This is a genomic window from Amycolatopsis coloradensis (genome assembly GCF_037997115.1).
In the GTDB taxonomy this organism is placed as follows: Bacteria; Actinomycetota; Actinomycetes; order Mycobacteriales; family Pseudonocardiaceae; genus Amycolatopsis; species Amycolatopsis coloradensis_A.
In genome coordinates this window covers 2,081,776-2,106,988 of the sequence record NZ_CP150484.1, presented here as the reverse complement: position 1 = coordinate 2,106,988, position 25,213 = coordinate 2,081,776, and the positions used below count along the sequence as shown (strand labels likewise).

The following is a 25,213-nucleotide window of genomic DNA, read 5'->3' as shown; positions in this document are numbered from 1 at the left end:
CGTGTCACTGTCACTCCTTACTGCTGTCATCGGCAGGGGAACCCGCACCCCTGCCAGTCACCGGAACGCCGTTGTCATCCAGCGCATCGAGCGGGCGTTCCTTCAACGCGTGCCGTCCCGACGTGTAGCCCTTCTGGAAGCTTGCCATCCGACTCCGCGCCGCCGTCGCCGAGCGGGCGATCGCACCCGTTCCCGGCATTCCGGAGGTCTTGTCGGCGAACGAGTCTTCCTTCTTCGGCTCGTTCCCGCCGATCGAGCCGGGGACGAGGTACTGGTTCGGCACCCGTTTGGGCAGGCCCGCCGGGGTGATCTCGTCGTTCCGGTCTTCGTACAGGACCTGCGCCGCCTGCCAGCCGTCGTCCGACGCGCTGCGCCAGCCATTGTCCTGGAGCACCGTCTCCGGCGGAACACTCCGCGGTGTCCGAGTGGGCAATGCCTCTCCGGAAGTGTCTCCAGTGTCCCCGACGGCGGGTTCCTCCACTTCGGCGTCACCGTTACGGGTCCGCGCGGCGGTGTCGGACTCGACCGGCTCGGTGTAGGTGGTCGGGCTGTCACCCCCGGCCTCGTCGCCTTCGCTGAACCAGCGCGAGAGCACCGACTGGTAGATCGGCAGCCGCCGGGTGGGCACGTCGTCTTCGAGCGCCGACTTGCCGGCGTCCGAAGAGTCCTCCGGCTTGTTCTGCGGCTCGACAGGGGTGTACTTCGGTTCCCGCTTCGGCAGCACCAGCGACGCGAACTGCGTCTCGGTGCCACTGGAGGCACCGTCGCCGTTGGCGGGCGAGATGTCTTCGGCCGTCGGCCACGCCGGGGTCTCCTCGGCGGGCGTCGCGGGGCTGAGGAACGGCCCGGCCGCGTTCTTGCCCGCGACCAGGTCGTCGAGGCTGATCGGCTGGTCGAGCGGGACGAGCCCGCCCTGCTGCGCGACCGGTTGCGAAGCCGGGGGCTTCGACGGCGGCGGCGGGGTCATCTCCAGGCCGCGGTCCGAAGCGGGGATGTTCGGCAGCGAGGTCGACATCTCGGACACCGACGGCATCGAAGGCATCGACGTTTCCGAGCGGTTCGCCGGCGGCGGGGTGTTGCGCACGCCGGGCCGCATCTGCGTGAGCAGCTCGGCGGGCACGACGACCCGCGCGATCACGCCGCCCTCGATGTCCTCGTTCTCCCGCAGCCGGACCTCGATGCCGTGGCGGCGCGCCAGGCGCGCGACCACGTACAGGCCCATCCGCCGGGTCACCGAGACGTCCAGGTCCGGCGGGTCGGCGAGCCGCTGGTTGACCTCGGCGAGCCGCTCCTCGGTCATGCCGACACCGTGGTCGGTGACCTGGATGGCGAGCGCCTTCTTGCGGGTGATCACCGCGCGGACGGTCACCTTCGTCTCCGGCTCGGAGAAGTAGGTGGCGTTGTCCAGCAGTTCCGCGAGCACGTGCACGAGGTCGTGGATCGTCAGGCCCTGGACGGCGACCTCGGGGACGATCCCGATCTCGATCCGGGCGTACTGCTCGATCTCCGAGACCGCGGCGCCGATGACGTCGGCGGCGGGCACCGGCTTGGGCACCGACTTCGCGAGACCGGCGCCCGAGAGCACCAGCAGGCTTTCGCCGTTTCGGCGCAGCCGCGTGGCGAGGTGGTCGAGCTCGAACAGGCTGGCCAAGTGGTCCGGGTCCTGCTCGTCGGCCTCGAGCCGGTCGATGACGCCCAGCTGGCGTTCCACCAGCCGCTGCGACCGGCGGGACAGGTTCACGAAGATGCCGTTGACGTTCTCGCGCAGGAGGGCCTGCTCGGCGGCCATCTTGACGGCCTGTTCGTGGACGACGTCGAACGACCGCGCCACTTCACCGATTTCGTCACGCGAAGTGACGGGCACCGGCTCGACCGACCGCTTCGAGGCGTTGACCGGGTCCGGGTCGTCGAGGATCGCTTGCACGGTTTCCGGCAGTCGTGTGTAGGCCACGTCGAGCGCCGTCTTCCGCAGCACCCGCAGCGGGCGCAGCATCAGGCGGGCGATGACGAGCATCAGGAACAGCGCCGCGAGCAGCGCCAGCAGCACGATCGCGCCGCCGATCCAGGCCGAGTTGATCGCGTCGGTGGCCAGGCCGTCGGCCTGTGCCCGCAGCTGGCCGAGCAGATTGGTCTCGACCGCGCGCAGCTTGTCCAGCGCGACGCGGCTGTCGTTGCCGAGGGCGACGTTGTCGATCGCCGGCGGCTCGTTCTGCTGGTGCAGCGAGAACGCCATCGTGGTGATCCGGCGGCGGTCGTCGACCTCGGGACCGGAGAAGGTGTCCGAATAAAGCTGCCGCTGTTCGGGGCTGGCGTTGTTGAGGAACGCCGCCGTCGAGGCGTCACCGCTCGCGACCGCCGAACGCGCTTGGTCGAACAGGTCGCCGGGGAAGCCGGAGCGGAAGGAGGCGATCAGCAGCGCCGCGTCACCGCGGGCGATGAACTCCTTGCTCTCACTGATGGCCTGCACGGTGACGCCGAGCCGGAGCACGTCGCGGTTGGCCACCGCGGTGGTCACCTCGCGGCCGAGCTGGACCAGCGAGTCGAGGATGCCGGAGTAGGCGATGAGGATCGGGGTGTCGCCCAGCAGCGAGGTGTTCATCGCGCCGCGCAGCGGGCGCAGGGCGTCGAGCCGCTGCAGACCACGCGCGTAGCGGTCCCTCGTGTCCTGATCGTCCGGGTTGATCTGGTTCGCCGAGGCACGCAGGTCGTCGACGGCGCGGTCGACCTTGGCGATCTGCGCGTCGAGACCGTTCTGGCGCGACGGGTCACCGGAGGCGATCTTGGCGACGGCGAGCGCGCGTTCGCTCTGCAGCTCGTGCACCACGAGGGTGATCTTGTCGGCGAACGCGACCTGGTCGGCCGTGTCCTGGAACCGGGCCGCTTCGCTGCTGTCGTCGATCACGCGGAGCGTGCCGAGCGCGAGCGCGGTCAGCGTCGGAATGATCAGGACGGCCGCGAGCTTCGATCGCAGACGCCAGTTACGCAGGCCCAGGAACGACCCGGCCTTCCCGCCAGGACCGTCTCCGGTTTCCCGCGCAGGGGCCCCTCCCACCCCCGCGGTGTCTTCGTTCGGCACCGCCGCACCACCATCATCTTCATCCGGGCCGGGAAAGCCCATTTTGGACATGCCGTTCTCGAGCTGGCCGTACTGCTGCTGTCTGGGCCGGTTGTCGGAGACCACTACCCGCACGCTCCCGTCACCCGGGAGGAACACGCACGGCGTGAGTATCCACTCATCCGAATGAGGAAGTCTTCTTTGAAGCGATCTCTCAAGTGCACTTGACCGAAACCCTGCTCGGTGCCATTGGTCTGTTCGGCCTAACCCGCCAGTGCGCGGGCGCGCACCAGTGAAGCACGGACGTGTTCACCGTGTTCAACACAGAGTGCCTTGCACCTCGGGAAAGGTCCAGAGCGTTCGGCCATCCAAGGCACTCTCTTTCACTACATCAGTGGTCCACACCTCACTACCGGTGCATGAGGGTAGCGAACGGGCGGCCCAGATGTAACCCTTCGGTCAAGACCTCCGAGAAAGCCCCGGACGGGTCTTGACCCGCGGGCGCTCAGTTGTCAACAAGTCCCCGGCGCGAACACGCCCAGTTGTGTTCACTTCTGACAAACAACCTGTTCGGGTGATCGTTACCACTTGGGATCATGGGATGACCACCCATTGTGAGCACAGTGTGTCTTCTCTACAGTGAGCCCTGACTTGAGACAAAGAGTCACTTCCGAATTCCACATCAGGCCACGTCATCACGTGTCCCTCCCTTGATCAGGAGCACCACTTGCTTGGCTCTGCAAGCTCGAAGAAGGCCTTGAGCGTCAGCCTGGGTCGGCGTGGAGCCCTCGCATTCGCGATGGCGGCCGCGGTTTCGGTATCGGTCAGCGGCTGCGGCCTTCTCGGCGGAGACGATTCGTCCTCCTCCGGCGGCTCGGGCAACCTCGAGAAGTCCAAGATCAAGGTCGCCGTGATGTCGACCATCGACCTGGCCCCGCTGCGCCTCGCCCAGGACGGCGGCTACTTCAAGAACGAGGGTCTCGAGGTCGAGGCCATCGAAGCCGCGACCGGTCAGGTCTCGCTGACCAAGCTGATCGGCGGCGAGGTCGACATCGCGTACGCGAGCTACACGCCGTTCTTCATCGCGATGAGCAAGAACACCGCCGACATCAAGCTGGTGGCGGACGCCTCCTCCGCGGGCCCGAAGAGCACGATGCTGGTCACCCTGCCGACGTCTTCGGTGAAGAGCGTCAGTGACCTGGCCGGCAAGAAGATCGGCATCACCGCGCCGAACACCGTGTCCGACACGCTGTCCAAATCGGTCATGAAGGACCACGGCGTCGACGCCAGCAAGGTGCAGTGGGTGCCGATCCCGCTGCCGAACGTCGGGACCGCGCTGAAGAACGGTGACATCGACGCCGGCTTCCTGACCGAGCCGTTCATCACCCAGACCGCGAAGCAGGCGGGCACCGTTCCGGTCGTGGACACGGCCACCGGCGCCACCCAGGACTTCCCGACCGCGGGCTACGGCTCGCTCGGCAAGTTCGTCTCGGAGAACCCGAAGACCGTGGCCGCCTTCCAGCGCGCCATGCAGAAGGCCACCCGGGACGCGGCGGACCGCTCCAAGATCGAGCCTCTGCTGGTCAAGTACGCCAAGATCGACCAGGACACCGCCGCGCTGACCACGCTGCTGACGTTCCAGTCCACCCTGGACCCCCGCCGCATCCAGCGGGTCCCGGACCTGCTGCTGCAGATGGGCGCGATCCAGAGCAAGATCGACGTCGGCCCGATGATCGCGGCACAGGCCACGAGTTGATGACTCGCGGTTACTCCGAATTGCCCATCCACGCGGAATTCGATCACTGAAAGTAATGTTGTCCAAGCGGGTGATCAAGCGATCGGTCGAATGGCCTAAAATGATCACCCGCTCACGACACCCATTGTGAGCAGGTGGGCAAATCTCTAAGGTGACCGCGTGCCTGGCGGAATGAAGCCACGACACGGATGAAAAAACCCAACGGTGATTCATTGTTTCCGAGGAGCTGGCTTTGTTTCGAAACGCCATGAGCAGGAACGGTGCACGTAGAGGACGGGGTGCCGTCGGCGTCGCCCTGAGCGCGCTCATGCTGGCCACGTTGGGCGCCTGCGGGGCACTCGGCGGCGAGGACACGTCGAAGGCGTCGGGCGGCGGCGAAGGCGGGCTCGAGAAGCCGAAGATCAAGGTGGCCCTGCTGCCCGTCGTCGACCTCGCGCCGCTGCGGCTGGCGCAGGAAGGCGGCTACTTCAAGGCCGAAGGTCTCGAGGTCGAAGCGGTCGACGCCCCCAGTGGCCAGCAGGCGATGACCAAGATGATCGGTGGCGAGGTCGACATCGCATTCTCCACCTACATGCCGTTCTTCGTCGCGAAGAGCAAGGGCGCGGCCGACATCCGGCTCGTCGCCGACTCCGTTTCGGCCAGCCCCAAGAGCAACGCGGTCGTCACCGTGCCGACCTCGCCGGTCAAGACGATCAACGACCTCGCGGGCAAGAAGATCGCGATCACCGACAAGAACACCGCCTCGCACCTGCTCACCGTCTCGGTGATGAAGGACCACGGCGTGGACACCAGCAAGGTCCAGTGGGTGCCCATGCAGCTGCCGAACATCGCCGCGGCGCTCTCCTCGGGCCAGGTCGACGCGGGCTACCTGCCCGAACCGTTCCTGACCCAGGCCTCCAAGGTCGTCGGCGCGACCCCGGTCGTCGACATCTCGACCGGCGCCACCCAGGACTTCCCCCTGGCGGGCTTCGGCGCGCTCGGCTCCTTCGTGGACAAGAACCCCAAGACGCTGGCCGCGTTCCAGCGCGCACTGGCCAAGGCCGTGCGCGATTCGGCCGACCGTTCCAAGATCGAACCGATGATCGTCAAGTACGCCAAGGTCGACGCCGAAACCGCTTCACTGCTCACGCTGCCGACGTTCGGGTCCACCTTGGACGCCCGTCGCCTGCAGCGAGTGCCGGATCTGCTGCTGCAGACCGGTGTGATCACGGCCAAGCTCGACGCCGCTCCGATGCTCGCCCCTCAAGCTGGATAAAGGTCAAGGTGCCACGACTTCTCCGTGCCCTGGCCGGTCTGGCCGGTTTCTTCCTCGTCTGGGAAGTGATCGTCCAGGCCGGCCTGGTCCGTAAAGAGTTCCTCCCCCCGCCGTCCGTCGTCCTCGTGACGATCTTCGAACAGTTCGGCGAGACCCAGTTCATCCGGGACCTGGTCGCCACGTTCCTCGCGTGGGCGATCGCCCTGCTGATCGCGGTCGCCATCGCCGTGCCCGCCGGTCTGCTGCTGGGCAGCATCCCCGGCCTGCGCACCGCGACCGCGGTGGTCATCGAGTTCCTGCGGCCGATCCCCGCCGTCGCGCTGATCCCGCTGGTGCTCCTGCTGATCGGCGGCGGGCCCGAAGCGAAGATCACGCTGGCCGTGTACGCGTCGTTGTGGCCCATCATGTTCAACACGATCTACGCGCTCGGCGAGATCGACCCCGTCCTGCTGGAGACCGCGAAGGCTTGTGGCACCGGCAAGTTCCGGACGCTGACGTCGGTGGCGCTGCCGCATACCGCGCCGTTCGTGTTCACCGGGGTACGGCTGTCCGCCAACATCGCGCTGATCGCGGTGGTCAGTACCGAGTTCCTCGCCGGTGCCAAACTCGGCATCGGCAACTTCATCATGCAGGCCAGCACCGGTTCCACCAGGTTCGACCTCGTGCTCGCCGGCACCGTGGTGGTCGGCGCGCTCGGCTTCCTCATCAACGGCGGGCTCGAGATGATCGGCAGGCGGGCGTTCCGCTGGAGCACGGTCGACCGGGAGGCGGTCTCGTGACGACCCTCACGCTGACCAGCCGCGTCGGCAGGCGCGTGGGCCGGGGCATCGGCATCCTGGTCCGCAACTGGCTGCTGTTCTTCGCCCTGCTCGGGATCTGGGAGCTCACGACCCGGCTCGCGGAAAGCCCGTTCTTCCCGCCACCGACCGAGATCCTGTCCGCCTCGGTGAAACTGTGGTTCACCGGTCCGGCCTCCCAGCTGTTCCTCACCGACACCGTGTTCGACAACGTCCTGCCGAGCCTCGGCCGGACGCTCGGCGGCTGGCTGCTGGCCGGCGCCCTCGGCGTCGCGCTCGGTGTCCTCTTGGGACGGTCCAAGCACGGGATGGACTACGTCGGGCCGCTGTTCGCGTTCTTCCGCTCGGTGCCGCCGCCCGCGCTGATCCCGGTGTTCATCGTCCTTTTCGGACTCGGGCCGGGGATGCAGACCGGGTCGATCATCTTCGGCGCGATCTGGCCGGTGCTGCTCAACACCGTGGACGGCGTCCGTTCGGTGGACCAGGTGAAGATCGACACCGCGAAGTCGTTCCGGACTCCCCGGTCGTACTGGGTCCGCTCGATCGTGCTGCCCGCCGCCGGGCCGAAGATCTTCGCGGGCCTGCGGCTGAGCCTGTCCATCTCCTTGCTGCTGATGGTGATCTCGGAACTGGTCGGCTCCTACAACGGCATCGGCCGGTCCCTGATGGACGCCCAGCAGGCGTTCGACTTCCCGCTCATGTGGTCGTGGCTGGTCCTGCTCGGGCTCCTCGGCTTCGGGTTCAACGCGGCCTTCCTCGCGGTGGAGCAGAGAGTGCTTCGCTGGCAGCCCACCCGCAACGGCCGTCTCTAGTTCTTTCGAAGGGTCAGCAAGATGTCAACCATGCTCGAAGTCTCCGGGCTCAACCACCGGTACGGCGCGGGAGAAAAGGCGCACGTCGCGGTCAACGACCTGTCGTTCACCGTCGAAGCGGGACAGCTCGCGAGCATCGTCGGCCCGTCGGGCTGCGGCAAGTCGACGCTCCTGCGCTGCATCGCCGGGCTGATCAAGCCGACGTCCGGCCGCGTCAGCCTGCACGGCGACGACGTCTCCGGGGTGCCGGAGGATCTGGCCGTCGTGTTCCAGGACTACAGCCGCTCGCTGTTCCCCTGGCTCTCGGTCGCGAAGAACGTCGAGTTCCCCTTGCGGTGGCGCGACTTGAGCCGCTCGGAACGCCGCACGCGGGCGCAGGAGGCGCTGGAGTCGGTCGGTCTGTCCGGGGTCGGCTCGAAGTTCCCGTGGCAGCTCTCGGGCGGTATGCAGCAGCGTGTGTCGATCGCGCGGGCGCTGGCCAGCCGTCCCGCCCTGCTGCTGATGGACGAGCCGTTCGCGTCGGTCGACGCGCAGACGCGGTTCGAGCTCGAAGACCTGACTCGGCGCGTTCAGCGCGAGAACGGGAGCACGGTCCTCGTCGTCACGCACGACATCGACGAAAGCGTCTACCTGTCGGACCGGGTGCTGGTGCTGTCGAAGTCGCCGGCGAAGATCGTCGCGGACCTGCCGGTCGGGCTGCCCGCGGAACGGGACCAGATCACCACGCGCGAGTCCGCGGAGTTCGTGACGCTGCGCGGTGAGGTGGCGCGGCTGCTGCACGGCGGTGCCCCCGAAGCCGTCGCCGCGGCTTCCGACGCGGCCGAGTACGAGCTGGCGCAGCAGGAGGCTTCCGCCTCTGACGCACGCGCCAAGAGCAGCTGAAGGGGACTTTCCCCGCATCTGACGCGATGAAGGGCGCTTTCCCCGCATGTGACGCGAGGAAAGCGCCCTTCAGCTCGCTCAGTACAGCGTGCGCGGGTTCGCGTCGATGCGGACGTGCACCAGATGCGGCCGCTCGTCCGGCAGCGCGGCCTCCAGCGCCGGCTTGAGGTCCTCGGCCTTCTCGACGACCGACGTCCGCAGCCCCAGGCTCTTCGCCAGCGCGGGGAAATCGATACCGCCGAGGTCGACACCCGGCACCTTCTCGCCGCCCGCGGCCTCGCCGAGGATGCGCACGGCGGCGTACTGCGCATTGTCGAAGATCACGAACGTCACCGGCAGGTTGTGCTGCGCCGCCGTCCACAGTGCCTGGACGCAGTACATGCTCGACCCGTCGCCGAGGATCGCGACGACCTTGCGGTCCGGTCGGGCCAGCGCGGCACCGACGGCGGCGGGGAGGCCGTAGCCGAGGGTGCCGCTGGCGACCGTGAGGAAACCGGTGTCGGTGGACTTGATCGGCAGGTGGTCGTGCAGTTCGTTGCGGTGACTCGGGGTCTCTTCGACGACGATCGCGTCGTCCGGCAGGACCTCCGAGATCACGGAGTAGGCGAAGGCCGGGGTGATCGGCGTGACCGCGGCGGGCTTTTCCAGCCTGGTACGGGGTTTCGGCGCTTCCCGCGGCGCGGCGCGATCCAGCAGCGCGCGGATCGCGAGCTTCGGCGTCGCGCGGATGCCGGTGCCTTCCGCGGCCCTGGCGAGGATCTGCTCGTCGTCGCTGACCAGGAACAGCGCCGGCAGCGCGGTTTCCGACTCGCCCCGGTACACGTGGTAGGTGAACGCCGGGGCGCCGATGACGACCACGAGATCGTGCTCGGTCAGCGCGCTCGCGAGCGCTTTCCGTTCCGGCTGCAGGAATCCGAAGAACTGCGGGTGGTCCTCGGGGAACGAGCAGCGCGCTCCCATCGGCGGCGCCCAGACCCCGGCGCCCACCTTCTCGGCCAGTTCGACGACGTCCGGCACGGCGCCTTCCCCGTCGATACCGGGGCCGACCACGATCGCCGGGCGTTCGGCGGCGTCCAAGGCGGACACCAGTTCGTCCAAAGCGGACGGATCGGGCGCGAAGCCGGGGATCCGCGGCCGGGAGACGACCGGCTTCGAGGTCTCGACGTCCCAGTCGTCCACCGGCACCGAGACGAACACCGGACCCATGGGCGCCTGCGTCGCGATGTGGTACGCCCGCGCCAGCGCCGCCGGGACGTCCTCGGCCCTGGCGGGCTCGCAACTCCACTTCACGTACGGCTTGGGGAAGTTCGCCGCCTCGACGGCGCCGAGGAACGGATCGTCCGGCAGCAGCGACCTGGTCTGCTGGCCCGCCAGGATGATCAGCGGGGCGTTGTTGCGGTACGCGGTGAAGATATGCCCGAGCGCGTGGCCGACCCCGCCGGCGGAATGCAGGTTCACCAGCGCCGCCCGCCTGCTCGCGCGGGCGTACCCGTCGGCCATCGCGACGACGGACGCCTCGTGGAGCGCGAGCACGTAGGTGAAGTCGTCGGGCCATTCCGTCAGGAAGGCGATCTCGGTCGTACCGGGATTGCCGAAAACGGTGGTCAGGCCCAGATCGCGCAGCAGTTCCCTGGTCGCGTCACGTACGGTGCGGGTAGCCATGGCCACACGCTATCTGGTCGGTACCGGATAGTTGAAGATGCAACCTCGTATCACCGTGTGTGGTCTGGACCTGACCCCGTGTTCATGGCCTCGGTACGGGGTCGCGAGTGGAATGAAGGCCTCCTTGCCTACCTTGAGGGCCAGGGTTCCGGCAGAGTCGTGTTCACGCTGCCCAAGTGGGTGGCGGAGGACCCCTCACGATGGCCTGACACTTCTCGACTGTCCACAGGGGACGCTTCGGGGTGACCGTGCCCGATTCGAGCATTTTGCGAAGGGGTCGTGAGCGATAAGGAGGGTTAGAACCGTCTGTCTGAGTTCAGGACATGTCGGACAGTTGATGTTTCAGGACCTCACGGACACTGACCGGCTTGTCGGCGTGGTGACCAGGGCTTGTGTGGTGATCATGCGGCGATGGGCAGAGCAGGTTTTCCGATGGATCCTGAGTTCGTCGCCGCGATCGTCAGGTCGGCTGCGGGCGAGAAGATCAACGTGGCGCGGTTCTGTCGCGAGCACGGGGTTTCCCGTGACACCTTCTATCGGTATGTGGCTCGGTTCCGGAGCGAGGGGACCGTCGGGTTCGCCTGCCGCAGCACCGCTCCGCTGAGCCATCCGTCCGCGCTGGGTGAGGAGGTGGCCGAGGCGGTGCTGCGGGCCCGTAAAGAGCTCGAGGAGGAAGGCCTGGACAACGGGCCGATCTCGATTCGCTGGCGTCTGGAGGACGCCGGGATGCTCCCGCCGCCCTCGCAGTCGTCGATCTACCGGATCCTGCGTGATCGCGGCCAGATCGAACCCGAGCCACGCAAGAAGCCCCGCACGCGGCGCCGGTTCCAGTACCCGGACCCGAACGGCTGCTGGCAGATCGATGGGACGGAGCACTACCTGGCCGACGGCACCAAGGTCTGCATCATCCAGATCCTGGATGACCATTCCCGCCTCGATGTCGGCTCCTATGCCGCGGTCAGCGAGAACGGTGCTGACACCTGGACCGCAGTGCAACTGGCCATCGCCTGCTACGGGGCGCCGGTGAAACTGTTGTCCGACAACGGGCTGGCTTTCTCCGGCAAACACCGCGGCTGGATGGCCGATCTGGAACGTCACCTCGCCGAACACGGCGTCACCACGATCGCCTCGTCGGTCTATCACCCGCAAACCTGCGGCAAGAACGAACGCGTCCATCAGACTCTGCAGAAATGGCTCGCCGCCCGGCCCCCGGCCGAGAATCTTGCCGCCCTGCAACAGCTGCTCGACGACTACCGCACAATCTACAACAACCGAAGACACCAGAGCCTCGACGGCCAGACCCCGCAGCAACGCTACGACGCCAGTCCCAAAGCCACTCCACCCGAAGGCTCCACAGCTCCCAGCGGAACCACCCAACGCCCCGTCTCCAGCACCGGGGTCATCGCCTTCTCCGGCTGCTCCATCGTGCTAGGCCGACACTGGGCCGGCCAGAGCGCCACCGTGTTCTGGCAGGGCGACCGCGTCGTCATCATGATCGGCGACACACTCGCCCGCCAGCTCACCCTCAACAGAGCAATACGCTACCAACCACTGACCAACCCAAAACTGTCCGACAAGTACTGAAACACATCTGTCCGTGAGGTCCTGAAACAGGACAGAGGGTTAGAACCGTCCTTATCACTCACGACCCCGGTCAAAACCGTACAGATGAGCATCAAACGGACATTCATCTGTCCTCTGGCGTCCCTTGTGGACACCGTCCGTTCAGGGCCTCTGTCATCGGCCCGTTCGGGAGGTCCACCTCGAATCACCAAGAACGGCACCGGCCAGCGTTTAGGCGACTTCGCCGGGCCCTGACCTTGAGGGCAGGGAAAGAGGCCTTCACGGCATGCGGAGCGAGACGGCGCCGCGCGGTACCGGCGTTCGGGACCTACTCCTTGACCAGCGCCGCCCACTCGCGAACGGCGGCGACGTCCACATCGGACTCCCAGCCGCCTGGACGGACCGCGCCGCCGACGTGGAACGCGCCGACCCCGCCCGCTCGCAGCAGATGCACCTGCTGCGCCCGCAGGCCGCCGCCGACCAGCAGCCGAGGCCCGTCCTCACGCCGGGCGAGCCGCTGCAGCACCGAAAGCCCGTGCGCGACGCCGTGCGGATGCCCGGCCGCGAGCACCGTGTCGCAGCCGAGGCCGGTCAACTGGTCGTAGGCGCGCAACGGATCCCGCGCGCGGTCGATGGCGCGGTGAAAGGTCCACGGCAGCCCGTCGAGCTCCTTGACCAGGGTCTCGCAGGCTTCGACGTCGATTTCGCTTTCCAGGTCCAGGAAACCGAAGACGAACTCCCGCGCGCCCGCGTCGATCAGGCGCACCGCGTCCGCACGCAGCCCGTCGAGGTCACCGGCGGCGAAGGACATGTTGTCGCGCAGCATGACCCGCACCGGGAGATCGGTGGCGCCGAGCACGTCGCGCACCGTCTCGACCGACGGGGTGAGACCGTCGCTGGCCATGTCGCTGACCAGTTCGAGGCGATCGGCCCCGCCCTCCTGCGCGCGCTCCGCGTCCACCGCGGTCAGCGCGATCACTTCCAGCAGGCCGGTTTTCGGGGTCATGGACCTTCCAATTCGCTCAGTGTCTGTCGGTGAACCCGCGGCCGCGATAGCGGAGCCTTCGGCGGAGGCGGGTTCAAGCTCAGGGTCGCCTTCCGGGTACATCGCAGCTCCGCACATTCGCTCAATCCGAGGGGTTGTCGTCACCCCTGGCGTGGCGACCGCGCCGGAATCCGCCTTGCAGGCTGGTCATCCGTTCACGGACCGCTTCGGGGGAAAGTGAGAGTATCGGCCTCTCCCCTCGCGGCTTCTCCGGCCTGTCGTCCTGCGACCGGGCCTCGGGAACGACGGCGGGCAGCACCGGCCAGGTCTCCTCCGCCCCGTCCTCCTGTTCCAGCTCGGCGGGCGTCGGCCAAGCCGGTTCCGGCTCCTTTTCCTTCGGCTCCAGCGGCTTCAGCGTCGGTTCGGTCGGCTCGTCCGGATCCTGCGCGGGTTCCTCGGGCACGGCGTTCTTGACCGGCTCGAACGAAGGCAAGGAAGGCGGGCCGGGTTCCGCGGGCGAAGGCCCTTCGCGCGGGCCGCCGTGGTCGAACCACTGCGAAAGCACGCTCTGGTACTTGGGCATCCGTTCGGTCGGCGAATCCAGTTCGAGATGGGTGACGGCGTCGTCGTCCGAAGACGGCCATTCCGGCTGGGTCTCGCGCTCGACGACGGGAGCGCGCCGCAGCGGGCCGGGGTCCAGCACGGGCGCGAACCGCGACTCGTCGACGCTCTCCTCCGGCTCGGGCAGCGGCGGGACTTCCAGCGGCGGCTCGGGTTCCGGCTCCGGGACGACGACGGTGACGGGCACGGGTTCCGGCATCGGGGCGGGCCGGGGCGCTTCGACGATGAGCTCGGCGGGTACGACGACCACCGCGGTGATCCCGCCGCCGTCGGCGGACCGGAGACGGACGTCGATACGGTGCCGGATCGCCAGCGTCGCGACCACGAACAGGCCCATCCGCCGGGAGACCTCGACGTCGACGTCCGGCGGGTTCGCCAGCCGCGCGTTGGTGCGGTCGATCTCCGCCTGCGGCATCCCGGCACCGTGGTCGGTGATCTCGATCTGCCATTCCCCGCGGTCGGTCTCGTGCCCCTCGACCTGCACCATCGTGCTCTGATCCGAATAGCGGGTCGCGTTCTCCAGCAACTCGGAGACCACGTGCACGAGATCGTTGACGGCCTCGCCGCGTACCGCGATCCGCGGCGCCGGGCCGAGTTCGATCCGCTGGTAGTGCTCGACCTCCGAGAGCGCGGCGCCGATGATCTCGTCGGCGACGACGGCGCCACCGTCCTCACGGACGACGTCGGTTCCGGACAGCACCAGCAGGTTCTCACTGTTGCGGCGCATCCGGGTCGCGAGATGGTCGAGTTCGAAAAGCCCGGCGAGCGTGTCGGGATCCTGTTCGTCGGCTTCCATCCGGTCCAGCACGGACAACTGCCGTTCGACGAGATCCTGGCTCCGCTGCGACAGGTTCACGAACATCGCGTTGATGTTCTCCCGCAGCATGGCCTGTTCCCCGGCGAGCCGGACGGCCTCGCCGTGCACCGCGTCGAACGCGCGCGCCACCTGGCCGAGTTCCTCGCGGCTGAACACCGGCACCGGAGCGACGGCCAGCCGCCGCCGCAGGTTCTCCGGCTGCGGTTCGGGGTCGCTCAGCAGTCCTTCGACGGCCGCCGGCAGCTGGTGTTCGGCGACATGCAGCGCGCTGCGGCGCAGGATCCGCAGCGGCCGCAGCAGCGAACGCGCGATGATCACCGAGAGCACCCCGGCGATGACCAGCACGGCGAGCACGATGCCGCCGTCCCAGATCGCGGACGTCCTCGCCTGCGCCGCGAGGGAGTCGGTGCGTTCCTGAAGCTGGACGAGCAGCGCCTGCTGCACCTGGTGGGCCAGATTCACCGTATAGGTGGCCGAGGTGTCCCACTGGTTCGGATCCAGCCCGCCGAGCCCCTGATCGTTCTCCGCGCGGATGAGCGCCGATTCGACCATGTCGTTGCCGATGTCGACGATCAGGCCGATGACCGTGTCGTCGTACATCCGCTGCTGTTCGGGGGTCGCGAACGTGCGGTAGTCGTTGCGGGCGGCGGCGAGTTCGGCCTCCGCGCCGAGCAGCGCGCGGGTCCTGTCCCGGTTGAGACCGCCCTGCGCCAGCGCGGCCGCCATGATCGCGCGTTTGACCGACATCTGGTCCTTGACCCGCGCGAGCGCGTTGCCCGCGAGGCGGAGCTTCCCCAGATCCGGGTCGGACACGTCGGCGGCGGTGGAATCGCTGATGTCGAGCAGACCGGAGATCAGGTCGCTGTAGGAGCGGAGCACCGCGTCGGCGGGAAAAGCGGAGTGTTCCGCGGAAAAGCGGAGCCCGGTCAGCACGCGCAGCCGGTCGCTGGTCTGCTGCAGGCTGGTCGCGGTCTTGCCGCCGAGCCTGCTCTTGCTCTCGCCGAGCGTCCGGTCGAACGTGCCGATGGCCTCGTCGACGCGCTTGCGCTGCTCGGTCAGTTCGGAAAGGTCGCCCTTGCGATCGCCGGCGACGAACCGGACGGTGAGGTCTCGTTCGCGCTGGAGCTGGTGCACGGCCTCGGCGACGGTGCTGTCGACGCGGCCGCGGGTGGCGAACTCGGCCAGCTGCCTCGCGTCCCGCAGGTCGGAGTTGACCCGGAGCCCGACGAGGGCGACCACCGCGAGGGCGGGAATCAGGAGTACCACGAAGAGTTTGGTACGCAGGTGCCAGTTCCGCAGCCGCCAGCGTCCGCCGACACGAGGATGCCGTTCCGCCGCGTCGCCCCCACGGGGACGTTTGTCGCGACGGGCCACCTGGTTTCCTTTTCCCACCACGGGACCCTTTCCCATGGCTGACATCCGGGGACGAGAGCCCGAACCTACTGTAGAGTAACAAGGTTCGGGAACGATCGAAAGCCGCGCCATCGGGGCGCCTCCCCCAGGCGATCGTATGGGGCGCGGACCATACGATCCAGAAGCAGGAGCACATTCTCTCGGTAGGTGAGCGGTGACGAAGATGCGCGTCTTGGCGATTCCGCTGGTAGCGGCACTGCTGGTGACCGCCGGTTGCGGAGTGTTTTCCCGTGGTGACGCAAGCACCGACGCGCCACTCGAACGGACGGAACTGCGCATCGGCGTCGGGAACCCCATCGACACGGCACCCTTGCGGGTCGCCGTCGCGGACGGGAAATTCACCGCGGCCGGCCTTTCCGTGACCCTCGTCGAGGTTCCCGCCGACCAGGCGATCGGCAAGCTCGCCGCGGGCGAGATCGACCTGGCGTTCGCGAGCGACGTGTCGATCTTCCGCGCCTCCGCGGCCGGGACCGCGCTCCAGCTGCAGGGCGAGGCGTACACCGCCGGCCGCAACACCATGGCGCTCGTCACACTCCCCGGCTCCGACTACACCGAGCCGACGCTCAAGAAGTCACCGAAGATCGCGGTGAACATGCTCGACGACGTCGGCGTGCTGGCGGCCCGCTCGGTACTGGGGACCGCGGGCGTCGACGTGAACCGGATCCAGTTCAAGCAGCACCCGTTCGACCGGATGCCCCAGGCGTTGCAGGCGGGCGAGGTCGATGCCGCGTGGATGGTCGAGCCGTACATCACCAGGGCCGAGAAGGAGCTGGGGGCGAGCATCCTCGCCGACGGCGCCCGCGGCGCGACACTGGACTTCCCGATGTCGTCCTACGTTTCGATGGGAGCCTTCGGCCAGGCCAACGCCCGCACGCTCGCGGCGTTCCGGAAGGTGCTCGGCGAAGCGCAGGTGCGGGCGGCCGACCCGGCCGTCGTCCGCGACGCGCTGCCGTCGTTCTCCGACATCGACCGGACCACGGCGTCGCTGATCTCGCTCGGGACGTACCCGGTCTCCCTCAACGGCATCCGGCTGCAACGCGTCGCCGACCTGATGCACAACTCCGGCCTGCTCGGCGCGCGGCTCGACGTGCAGTCGATGGTGGCGCGCCCCTAACCCGGAGCCCGCCCCGCCGCCACCCTCAACGGACAGGCTTTGCCTGGCTGCTAGATATTTTCGCCGGTCGGCCTGAGACACACCGTGCGCTCGGGCGGCCCGGTGTAGTGCAGGGCGGTGTCTTCCGACGAACAGGCGTACTCCGACGATCCCCGCGTGACGACCGCGCGCGCCTCCGCGCTGATGTCGCTGCAGCGGACCTTCGCGATCCGCGTCTCGTGCACGACGTCGCGGAGGCAGTCCCCGCTCTCGACGTTCAGCGCGAGGCAGAGCGTCTTTTCCGCCCTCTTGCTCGACGAACCCCCGTACAGCTCGAACTGGATGTAGTCGGCACTACGGCAGTCCGACGAGCCCGTCCGCACCTCATCGATACGGAAGGTCGCACGATTCGACGTGCAGCTGGCCGTCGTGTAGCTCTGATCGCCACCCGGCTCGTCGGTCAGGTACAGGCACTTGCCCGCCTCGATTTTGGTGAACCTGCTCGACTGCGAGACAGCGAAGGCGAACAGGCTTCCGAGGCCCAGCGCGACGACGACGCCCAGCACGATCGAGGCCTTGGCCAGCACGCTCAGCGGCGGCGGCTTGGGGAACGGCGTCGGCGGTGCCGCCTCCGGCATCGGGGGCAGCGGCGCGGACGCGTTGAACGGGTCGTACTCGGGTGTCCCGCCGGTCGGTGTAGTCGTCAAGGTCCCCTCCAGTCACCTGCCGCATATCCTTCCACCAGCAGTGCCGCGGCGGGAGCCGGTGTGGCCGGAACGTATAAAGGAGGATGTGACCGATGGCCCGCTGATCGTCCAGTCCGACAAGACCGTGCTCCTCGAGGTCGACAACAGCCAGGCCGACGACGCGCGGATCGCCATCGCGCCGTTCGCCGAACTGGAACGCGCGCCCGAGCACGTCCACACCTACCGGATCACGCCACTGGCGTTGTGGAACGCCCGCGCGGCGGGCCACGACGCCGAACAGGTCGTCGACGCGCTGACGACGTACTCGCGCTTCCCCGTCCCCCAGCCGCTGCTCATCGACATCGTGGACACGATGGGGCGGTTCGGGCGGTTGCAGATCGCGAACCACCCGGCGCACGGCCTGGTGATGTCGACCATCGACCGCGCGGTGCTGGAGGAGATCCTCCGGCACAAGAAGATCAGCCCGATGCTGGGCGCGCGGATCGACGAGGACACCGTCGTCGTGCACCCCTCCGAGCGCGGGCGGCTCAAGCAAGCGCTGCTGAAGGTCGGCTGGCCCGCGGAAGACCTCGCCGGCTACGTCGACGGCGAGGCGCACCCGATCGACCTCGCCGAGGTCGACTGGGAACTGCGGGACTACCAGCGCAAGGCCGCCGAGGCGTTCTGGGCCGGCGGGTCCGGTGTCGTCGTGCTGCCGTGCGGCGCGGGCAAGACGCTGGTCGGCGCCGCGGCCATGGCGCACGCGAAGGCGACCACGCTGATCCTGGTGACGAACACCGTCGCCGGACGGCAGTGGAAGCGGGAGCTGGTCGCGCGGACCTCGCTCACCGAGGAGGAGATCGGCGAATACTCCGGGGAGAAGAAGGAGATCCGGCCGGTCACCATCGCGACGTACCAGGTGGTCACGCGCAAGACCAAGGGCGAGTACAAGCACCTGGACCTGTTCGACTCGCGGGACTGGGGCCTGGTGGTCTACGACGAGGTCCACCTGCTGCCCGCGCCGGTGTTCCGGATGACCGCGGACCTGCAGTCGCGGCGGCGGCTGGGACTCACCGCGACCCTGGTGCGCGAGGACGGGCGCGAGGGCGACGTGTTCTCCCTGATCGGCCCGAAGCGGTACGACGTCCCGTGGCGCGACATCGAGGCGCAGGGCTGGATCGCGCCGGCGGAATGCACCGAGGTCCGGGTGACGCTGACCGACGCCGAGAGGCTCGCGTACGCCACGGCCGAAGCCGAGGAGCGGTACAAGCTGGCGGCGACCGCGGACACCAAGACCAAGGTGATCAAATCGCTGATCGACCGGCATCCCGGCGAGCCGACGCTGGTCATCGGGGCCTACCTCGACCAGCTGGAGATGATCGGCGACGAACTCGACGCGCCGGTGATCCAGGGCGCGACGAAGAACAAGGAACGCGAGGAACTGTTCGACGCGTTCCGTCGCGGCGAGATCAGCACGCTGGTCGTTTCGAAGGTCGCGAACTTCTCGATCGACCTGCCGGAGGCGTCGGTCGCGATCCAGATCTCCGGGACGTTCGGCTCGCGGCAGGAAGAGGCGCAGCGGCTCGGACGGCTGCTGCGGCCCAAGGGCGACGGGCGGCAGGCACATTTCTACTCGGTCGTCTCGCGGGACACCGTCGACACGGAGTACGCGGCGCACCGGCAGCGGTTCCTGGCGGAACAGGGGTACGCGTACCGGATCGTGGACGCGGACGACCTGCTGCGCCCCATGTAGGGACAGTCCGCGCTCTTGTCCGGGTGGTCGTGAGTGGCGATTCGGGTTCTAACCCGAATCGCCACTCACGACCACCCGGGCCCACCACGCCACCGCCGGGCTCTCTCTTGTAGGCCGTGGTTCCTCTGGAGGTAGCGAAGGCCTCCTTCACTACCTTCAGGGTAGGTAAGGAGGCCTTCACGGAACGGCCTCCGCGGTCGACCGCCACACACGGGTGCCGCTGGGGCTCAAGGGGCGTTTCGAGCGCCAGTGAAGCGAACTTCGAGGAACGCGTTGCGAAAGCCGCTTTCGCAACAGCACCTTCGCCACCCCGGAAAGTCCACTGTGGACAAGCCCTGTGGCCACTGTGACATCAGGGGCACCTGAGGCACTCGTCGCGAGATACCGCAAACGGGGTATCGAAAACTGTCGGTGCTTCGAACTAGTGTTCGGGTAGAGTTGACCGAACACCAGTTCGAGGGGAAGCCGATGACGATCGCACCGTTCCGTCCGGGTACGCCGCCCGTCCAGACCCTGCCGCCCGGCCGGTGGCACGGCCGGATCTGGGTTTCGGATCTGCCGTTGGCCAGGCCGGAGCGCTACACCGGCTGCGTCGCCGAGTTCGACCGCTCCGGTCTGTGGCCGGTGCTGATCCCGCACGACCAGCGCTTCGCCGCCAACGGCGAGGACTGGATCGACGACCGCGGCAGGCTCGCCCCCGCCGATCACCGGATCTCCTCCGTGGACCCGGCCGAGGTGCTGGCCCGCTGGTGGGACACTTCGTGCTGCGACGGCGCCTGCCTGCGTCCGTTCGGCGCGAAGTTCCCCGGGCTCGCCCGTCGTCCGGCGCGCCGGGCGGATCCGCTGGCCGAGGCGGGCAACACCGGGTCGATCCTGGCCGCGCGCGGGCCGCACCGGCTGGCGCTGGTGCAGACGGAGCGGCCCGCCGACGTCCCGGCGATCCTCGGCTGGACGGGCATGATCAAGGCGACCGATCAGGTCCACGAGTTGTCCGCGGTCCTGCGCAGCTGGGAAGACCGTTTCGGCGCGACGCTCACGGTCCTGGGCTTCGATTCGCTGGAGCTGTCGGTGGCCGCGCCGCCGCGCACCCAGGGCCGCGCGCTCACCGTCGCCGCCGAGCACCGGGCGTTCTGCCTGCCCTCGTTCGCCGGTCAGCCGGGCAACCTGCGCGAGTTCGCCTCCAGCCTGGTCCAGACCCGCCGCTGGCGGTTCTCGTGGGCGTGAGCGGGCGTTTGCATCGGCCGGAGAGGGGGAATCTGGGCGGCACGGGAAGGCGGTGATCGACGTCGCGGAGCTGAGGATCGGCACTTCGGGCTGGCGCTACCCACCGTGGCGCGGGGACTTCTACCCCCGTGGTCTGGTGCAGCGGCGCGAGCTGGAATACCTGTCGTCCCGGATGAACTCGGCCGAGATCAACGGCTCGTTTTACTCACTGCAGCGTCCCGAGCGGTATCGGGCGTGGGCCGAGGAGACACCGGAGGACTTCGTCTTCGCCGTCAAAGGTGGCCGCTTCATCACGCATATGAAGCAACTGCGTGACGTCGAGACGCCGCTGGCGAACTTCTTCGCGTCCGGCGTGCTGGCGCTCGGCCGGAAGCTGGGACCGATCCTCTGGCAGCTGCCGCCGCGGCTGGCGTTCGACGCCGAGCGCGTCGAGGCGTTCTTCAAGCTGTTGCCGCGCACCAGCCACGCCGCCGCCGAACTCGCGAGCGAGCACGACGACAAGCTGAAGGCCGAGCCGCACACCGATCCGAAGCCTCGCCGGAAGCTCCGGCACGCCGTCGAAGTACGGCATCCGAGCTTCGCCGAGCCCAAAAGCCTCGCACTGTTCCGGAAACACGGCATCGCACTCGTGGTCGCCGACACCGCGGGCAAGTTCCCGTTCGTCGACGAGATGACGAGCGACGAGTTCGCGTACGTCCGCCTGCACGGCGACGAGGAACTGTACGTCAGCGGGTACAGCGACAAGGCCTTGGAGAAGTGGGCCCGGAAGATCAAGGGCTGGGACCGCGACACGTACGTCTACTTCGACAACGACGTCAAGGTCGAGGCGCCGAAGAACGCGATCACCCTCGCGAAACTGCTGGCTTGACCCGCGCACGCTGCACAGTCAGCGCGCAGTGAGCGGTGTCCTGTTAGGTGACGTGTGCGGGCACGGGCGTACTCGCGTGCTGCGGCTGGGGGTCGGCACGCCGGACGCCCGTGCCTCACTCCGCCTTGGCCGTTTCGCCCACGAGCGAGGCCAGCTTCGTCCGGACGTCCTCGGCGTCGGGATGCGCGAGCTCGGTCAGCACCCGGACCGAACGCAGCCAGCACTCCCGCGCCGACGAGGGATCACCGAGCCGCAGATGGATTCCGCCGAGCTGGGCCAGCACGTCGGCCGCCTCGTAGAGCTCGCCGTGGGCGAAGAACATCTCGACGGCGCGCCGCATGCAGGCGATGCCCTCGTCGCCGCGGCCGAGCCCGACCAGGGCGGTCCCCTTGGTGTGCAGGGTGAAGCGGGCTTCGTCGGGGAGCGCGTGCGCCTCCAGCGCCAAGGCCTGATCGGCGAAGTCGAGTGCCTGTTCGAAGCGGCCGGCCTGGGTACAGATGTCGCCGAGCGCCTGCAGCGCGCTGGCCTCCATGCCGGCACCGACGTTGCTCTCCCGGATGAGCCGCAACGCGCGCGTCCCGTATTCCCACCCGGTCTCCGGGTCTTGGCTGGCCAGCGTGAGGTTGTAGAGGGCCCGCGCCTCACCTTGCCGGTCCCCGACCTGCCGTTGCAGTTCGACGACCTGCTTCAGGTAGGCGATGCTGTCGTCGTATTGGCGGGCGACCCCGCAGGCCACGCCGAGCCCGCTGAGGATGGCGGCCTCGCCGGAGCGGTCCCCCAGGTCGCGGGCGGCGCGGAGCGCCACGCCGAACACCGAACGCCAGTCCTCCAGCCGCGCCCGCACGATGAAGTACGACTGCAGCAACCACGCCAGCTGCCAGCACTCCCGGTACCGCCGCTCCCGGTAGGCGACGTTCACCGCGGCGATGAGGTTCCCCGCCTCCTCGTCGAACCAGTCGAGCGCCTGCTCGTAGTGCCCGAACCTCAGCCCGGCGCCGTCGAACCGCTCCGGTTCGACGAGCCGGTAATGCCGTTCCGGCCGCAGGAGCCTCGAAGCGTTCAACGCCGAAGCGAGGGACGCGTGGAGCAGCCTGTCCAGCACCGCCGTCCGCGCTTCGGGCCCGTCGATCTTCGCCGAGAGCTCGGCCGCGTACGCGCGGATCAGGTCGTGGAACTGGTACCGGCCGGGCCTGGACCGCGCGATCAGGTGCGCGGACGCGAGTTTCGCCAGATCCTCGTGCGCTTCGGCGATGTCGACCCCGGCCACCGCCGCGGCCGCGGGCACGCTGAAGTCGCCGCCGGTGGGCAGGCCGAGCAACCGCAGCAGCCGCGCGGCCCGTTCGTCGAGCGCGCGGTACGAGTACGAGAAGACGGCCCGGATGTTCGTCTCGTCGCCGTCGGCGAGGTCGAACGAGCCCAGCCGGTCCTGTTCGGCTTCCAGCAGCCGGACGAACTCCCGCAACCCGAGGTCCGGGAACTGCGCCGCCCGCACCGCGAGGATCCGGATGGCCAGCGGCAGCCCGCCGCAGTACCGGACGAACCGTTCGGTGGCCTCGGGGTCTTCGGCGACCCGGTCCAGCCCGATCGTCGACGCGAGGAGGGCGATCGCGTCCTCGTCCGGCAGTTCCTCCAGCGCGACGCGCCGCGCGCCGTGGGTCGCCACGAGCGCCTGCAACTGCCATCGGCTGGTCACCAGCACCAGGCAGCCGGGGCCGGGCAGCAACGGCCTGATCTGCTCGGTGCTCCCCGCGTTGTCGAGCAGGATCAGCATCCGGCGGCCGGCGCTGTAGGTACGCCAGGTGGCCGCGCGCCCGTCCACGTCGGAGGGGATCCGGTCGGCGGGGACACCGACGGAAACGAGCATGGTTTCGAGCGCGGCGGCGGCTTCGACCGGCTCACCGGGACCGTAGCCGCGCAGGTTGAGGTACACCTGCCCGCCGGGGAAGCGGTCTCCGACCTCGTGCGCGAAATGGACGGCGAGCGTCGTCTTGCCGATACCGCCCATCCCCTCGATCGACGCGATGGACGTCGAGCGTTCGGTGTCCAGCGCCTCCGGGACGAGGCCGTGCAGCGCCTTGAGGTCGCGTTGGCGGCCGGAGAACACCCGGAGATCGGCGGGGAGCTGCCGCGGGATCAACGGTTCGGCGCCGAGCCGGTACCGCGTCAGTTCGGAGTCCAATGTGGTCTCGACGGACTCTTCGCCGGTCAGGATGGCCTGGTGCGCCCGCTGCAGCGACGCACCGGGGTCCAGGCCGAGTTCTTCGGCCAGTACCGCACCGATCCGGCGGTAGACGTTCAGCGCCTCGGCCTGCCTGCCGGAGCGGTAGAGCGCGATCATCAGCTGTTCGTGCAACCGCTCCCGCAGCGGGTTCTCGCGGCACAACCTGGTCAGCTCGGGAACGGCGGTGGCGTGATCGCCGAGGGCGATGAGCGCGTCGGCCCACTGCTCGCGCACGCGCAACCGCTCTTCACCCAACTGGTCGGCTTCGTCCCGAAGCAGCGCTTCGGAGTGGACGTTCTGCAGCGCCGGGCCACGCCATTCGGCCAGCGCGGCGGCGAAACGATCCGCGGCGCCGCGCAGGTCACCGTTCCGCGCGGCCTCGGTTCCGGCCGCGGCGAGTGACCGGAACCGGGCGAGGTCGAGCAGCTTCTCGTCGAGTTCGAGCAGGTAGCCGCCGCGTTCGGTGCGGATGGTGACGTCGTCGCCGAGCGCGCGCCGGACCCGCAGGATGTAGGTCTGCAGTGCTCCTTTGGACCGCCGCCGGTCGTCCGGCCACAGCCAGCGGCCCAGTTCCTCGACCGGCACCACCGTGTTCGCGCGCAGCAACAGGCCTGCCAGCACGATGAGCGGCCTGCTGCCGCCCAAGGGCACCGGCAGCCCGTCCGCCGTGACCTCCGTGGGCCCCAGCACGCGAAAGTCGAGTGCCACGTCGCTCATTCTGTCCGGAACCGGGACAAACGGCACGTGATTCCCGCGGTGGCATGATCGGTGCCGATGGACGTCTACGCGATCCCCCTGCGCACGCGGTTCCGCGGCATCACCGTCCGTGAAGGACTGCTGATCCGCGGCGAAGCCGGCTGGGGCGAATTCTGCCCGTTCTCCGACTACTCCGACGTCGAGAGCGCGCCGTGGCTGGCGTCCGCGCTGGAGGCGAGTGCCCGCGGCTGGCCGTCGCCGGTGCGGGAGAGCGTCGAGGTGAACGCGACCGTCCCGGTGGTGTCCCCGGACAAGGCGTACGAACTCGTGTCCGCGTCGGGCTGCCGCACGGCGAAGGTGAAGGTCGCCGACCCGCGGGTGAGCCTCGCCGAGGACTGCGCCCGGGTGGAGGCGGTACGGTCCGCGCTGGGCCCGCGGGGCGCGGTCCGCGTCGACGCGAACATGGCCTGGGACGTGGACACCGCGGTCAAGGCCATCGGCGAACTCGACCGCGCGGCGGGCGGACTCGAATACGTCGAGCAGCCGTGCCCGTCGATCGAGGAGCTCGCGGACGTCCGGCGCCGGGTCGGCGTGCGGATCGCCGCGGACGAATCCATCCGCCGGGCCGAGGACCCGCTCAAGGTGGCCGTGGCGGGAGCGGCCGACATCGCCGTGCTGAAGGTCGCGCCGCTGGGCGGGGTCCGGCGCGCGCTGGAGGTCGCCGAAGCGTGCGGGCTGCCCTGCGTGGTGTCGTCCGCCGTCGAGACGAGCGTCGGTCTCGCCGCCGGGCTGGCGCTCGCGGGCGCACTGCCCACTTTGGACTTCGCCTGCGGACTGGGCACGATGTCCTTGCTGACGGGAGACGTCTGCGGCGACTCACTGTCCCCTGTGGACGGTCGGCTGCCGGTGCCGCTTCAGGCTCCCGCTCCCGACCTGTTCGCTGCCCACGCCGCCGCCTCGGATGTCCGGGCGGCCTGGGAAGCCCGCCTCACCCGCGTCCGCGCCCACCTCCCGATGCCATGAAAGGCCCCTTCCTTGCGAAACTTGCAAGGAA

At 68.7% G+C, this 25,213-nt stretch carries 17 protein-coding genes; 11 read left to right on the top strand and 6 right to left on the bottom strand.

Features of this window, described 5'->3' with window-relative positions:
* Positions 1-10: 10 nt before the first annotated feature.
* Positions 11-3,127, bottom strand: coding sequence for a sensor histidine kinase (locus LCL61_RS09790; RefSeq protein ID WP_340688538.1), 3,117 nt, complete (start codon positions 3,125-3,127; stop codon positions 11-13).
* Between the two features lie 727 nt (positions 3,128-3,854).
* Here LCL61_RS09790 and LCL61_RS09785 point away from each other — a divergent pair.
* The 5 genes from LCL61_RS09785 (at position 3,855) to LCL61_RS09765 (ending at position 8,557) form a co-directional block, all read left to right on the top strand.
* Entirely contained in the window at positions 3,855-4,811 is a 957-nt protein-coding gene (locus LCL61_RS09785; protein ID WP_340686547.1) for an ABC transporter substrate-binding protein, read from the top strand.
* Between the two features lie 307 nt (positions 4,812-5,118).
* Positions 5,119-6,066 carry an ABC transporter substrate-binding protein gene (locus tag LCL61_RS09780; protein ID WP_340688537.1) on the top strand — a complete coding sequence of 316 codons (948 nt, stop codon included), beginning with the start codon at positions 5,119-5,121 and terminating at the stop codon, positions 6,064-6,066.
* An 8-nt stretch (positions 6,067-6,074) separates the two neighbouring features.
* Positions 6,075-6,845, top strand: a complete 771-nt coding sequence (locus tag LCL61_RS09775) for an ABC transporter permease (protein WP_340686546.1) — start codon at positions 6,075-6,077, stop codon at positions 6,843-6,845.
* Positions 6,842-7,675 (top strand): ABC transporter permease, encoded by an 834-nt coding sequence (locus LCL61_RS09770; RefSeq protein WP_340686545.1) that lies wholly within the window; start codon positions 6,842-6,844, stop codon positions 7,673-7,675. The genes LCL61_RS09775 and LCL61_RS09770 overlap by 4 nt, the downstream gene beginning before the upstream one ends.
* A 21-nt stretch (positions 7,676-7,696) precedes the next feature.
* The gene (locus tag LCL61_RS09765) at positions 7,697-8,557 is read left to right on the top strand and encodes an ABC transporter ATP-binding protein (RefSeq protein WP_340686544.1); all 861 of its coding nucleotides are present in this window, start codon (positions 7,697-7,699) and stop codon (positions 8,555-8,557) included.
* A gap of 78 nt (positions 8,558-8,635) precedes the next feature.
* Here LCL61_RS09765 and mdlC read toward each other — a convergent pair whose 3' ends face one another.
* Positions 8,636-10,219, bottom strand: a complete 1,584-nt coding sequence (gene mdlC, locus LCL61_RS09760; RefSeq protein ID WP_340686543.1) for a benzoylformate decarboxylase — start codon at positions 10,217-10,219, stop codon at positions 8,636-8,638.
* Between the two features lie 432 nt (positions 10,220-10,651).
* Here mdlC and LCL61_RS09755 point away from each other — a divergent pair, with 432 nt between their 5' ends.
* A complete protein-coding gene (locus tag LCL61_RS09755) occupies positions 10,652-11,803 on the top strand; it encodes an IS481 family transposase (protein WP_340681357.1) in 1,152 nt (383 codons plus the stop codon).
* 307 nt (positions 11,804-12,110) lie between these two features.
* Here the strand turns inward: LCL61_RS09755 and LCL61_RS09750 are convergent, their stop codons facing one another.
* Complete coding sequence (locus tag LCL61_RS09750) at positions 12,111-12,788, bottom strand: copper homeostasis protein CutC (RefSeq protein WP_340686542.1); 678 nt, start codon at positions 12,786-12,788, stop codon at positions 12,111-12,113.
* 121 nt (positions 12,789-12,909) lie between these two features.
* Positions 12,910-15,579, bottom strand: a complete 2,670-nt coding sequence (locus LCL61_RS09745; RefSeq protein ID WP_340686541.1) for a sensor histidine kinase — start codon at positions 15,577-15,579, stop codon at positions 12,910-12,912.
* A gap of 193 nt (positions 15,580-15,772) precedes the next feature.
* Between LCL61_RS09745 and LCL61_RS09740 the strand changes: the two genes are divergently transcribed.
* A complete protein-coding gene (locus LCL61_RS09740; protein WP_340686540.1) occupies positions 15,773-16,732 on the top strand; it encodes an ABC transporter substrate-binding protein in 960 nt (319 codons plus the stop codon).
* 50 nt (positions 16,733-16,782) lie between these two features.
* Here LCL61_RS09740 and LCL61_RS09735 read toward each other — a convergent pair whose 3' ends face one another.
* On the bottom strand, positions 16,783-17,418 hold the full coding sequence (locus LCL61_RS09735; protein ID WP_340686539.1) for an LppU/SCO3897 family protein: 636 nt from the start codon (positions 17,416-17,418) through the stop codon (positions 16,783-16,785).
* Positions 17,419-17,503: 85 nt separating this feature from the next.
* Here LCL61_RS09735 and LCL61_RS09730 point away from each other — a divergent pair, with 85 nt between their 5' ends.
* The 3 genes from LCL61_RS09730 (at position 17,504) to LCL61_RS09720 (ending at position 21,242) form a co-directional block, all read left to right on the top strand.
* Positions 17,504-19,150, top strand: a complete 1,647-nt coding sequence (locus LCL61_RS09730; RefSeq protein ID WP_340686538.1) for a DNA repair helicase XPB — start codon at positions 17,504-17,506, stop codon at positions 19,148-19,150.
* Positions 19,151-19,618: 468 nt separating this feature from the next.
* A complete protein-coding gene (locus tag LCL61_RS09725; RefSeq protein ID WP_340686537.1) occupies positions 19,619-20,374 on the top strand; it encodes a DUF4253 domain-containing protein in 756 nt (251 codons plus the stop codon).
* Between the two features lie 52 nt (positions 20,375-20,426).
* Positions 20,427-21,242: a DUF72 domain-containing protein gene (locus tag LCL61_RS09720; protein ID WP_340686536.1), complete on the top strand. Its 816-nt coding sequence runs from the start codon at positions 20,427-20,429 to the stop codon at positions 21,240-21,242.
* A gap of 115 nt (positions 21,243-21,357) precedes the next feature.
* Here the strand turns inward: LCL61_RS09720 and LCL61_RS09715 are convergent, their stop codons facing one another.
* Positions 21,358-24,180: an AfsR/SARP family transcriptional regulator gene (locus tag LCL61_RS09715; protein ID WP_340686535.1), complete on the bottom strand. Its 2,823-nt coding sequence runs from the start codon at positions 24,178-24,180 to the stop codon at positions 21,358-21,360.
* Positions 24,181-24,237: 57 nt separating this feature from the next.
* Here LCL61_RS09715 and LCL61_RS09710 point away from each other — a divergent pair, with 57 nt between their 5' ends.
* Positions 24,238-25,182 (top strand): o-succinylbenzoate synthase, encoded by a 945-nt coding sequence (locus LCL61_RS09710; protein WP_340686534.1) that lies wholly within the window; start codon positions 24,238-24,240, stop codon positions 25,180-25,182.
* The last annotated feature ends 31 nt before the right edge of the window (positions 25,183-25,213 follow it).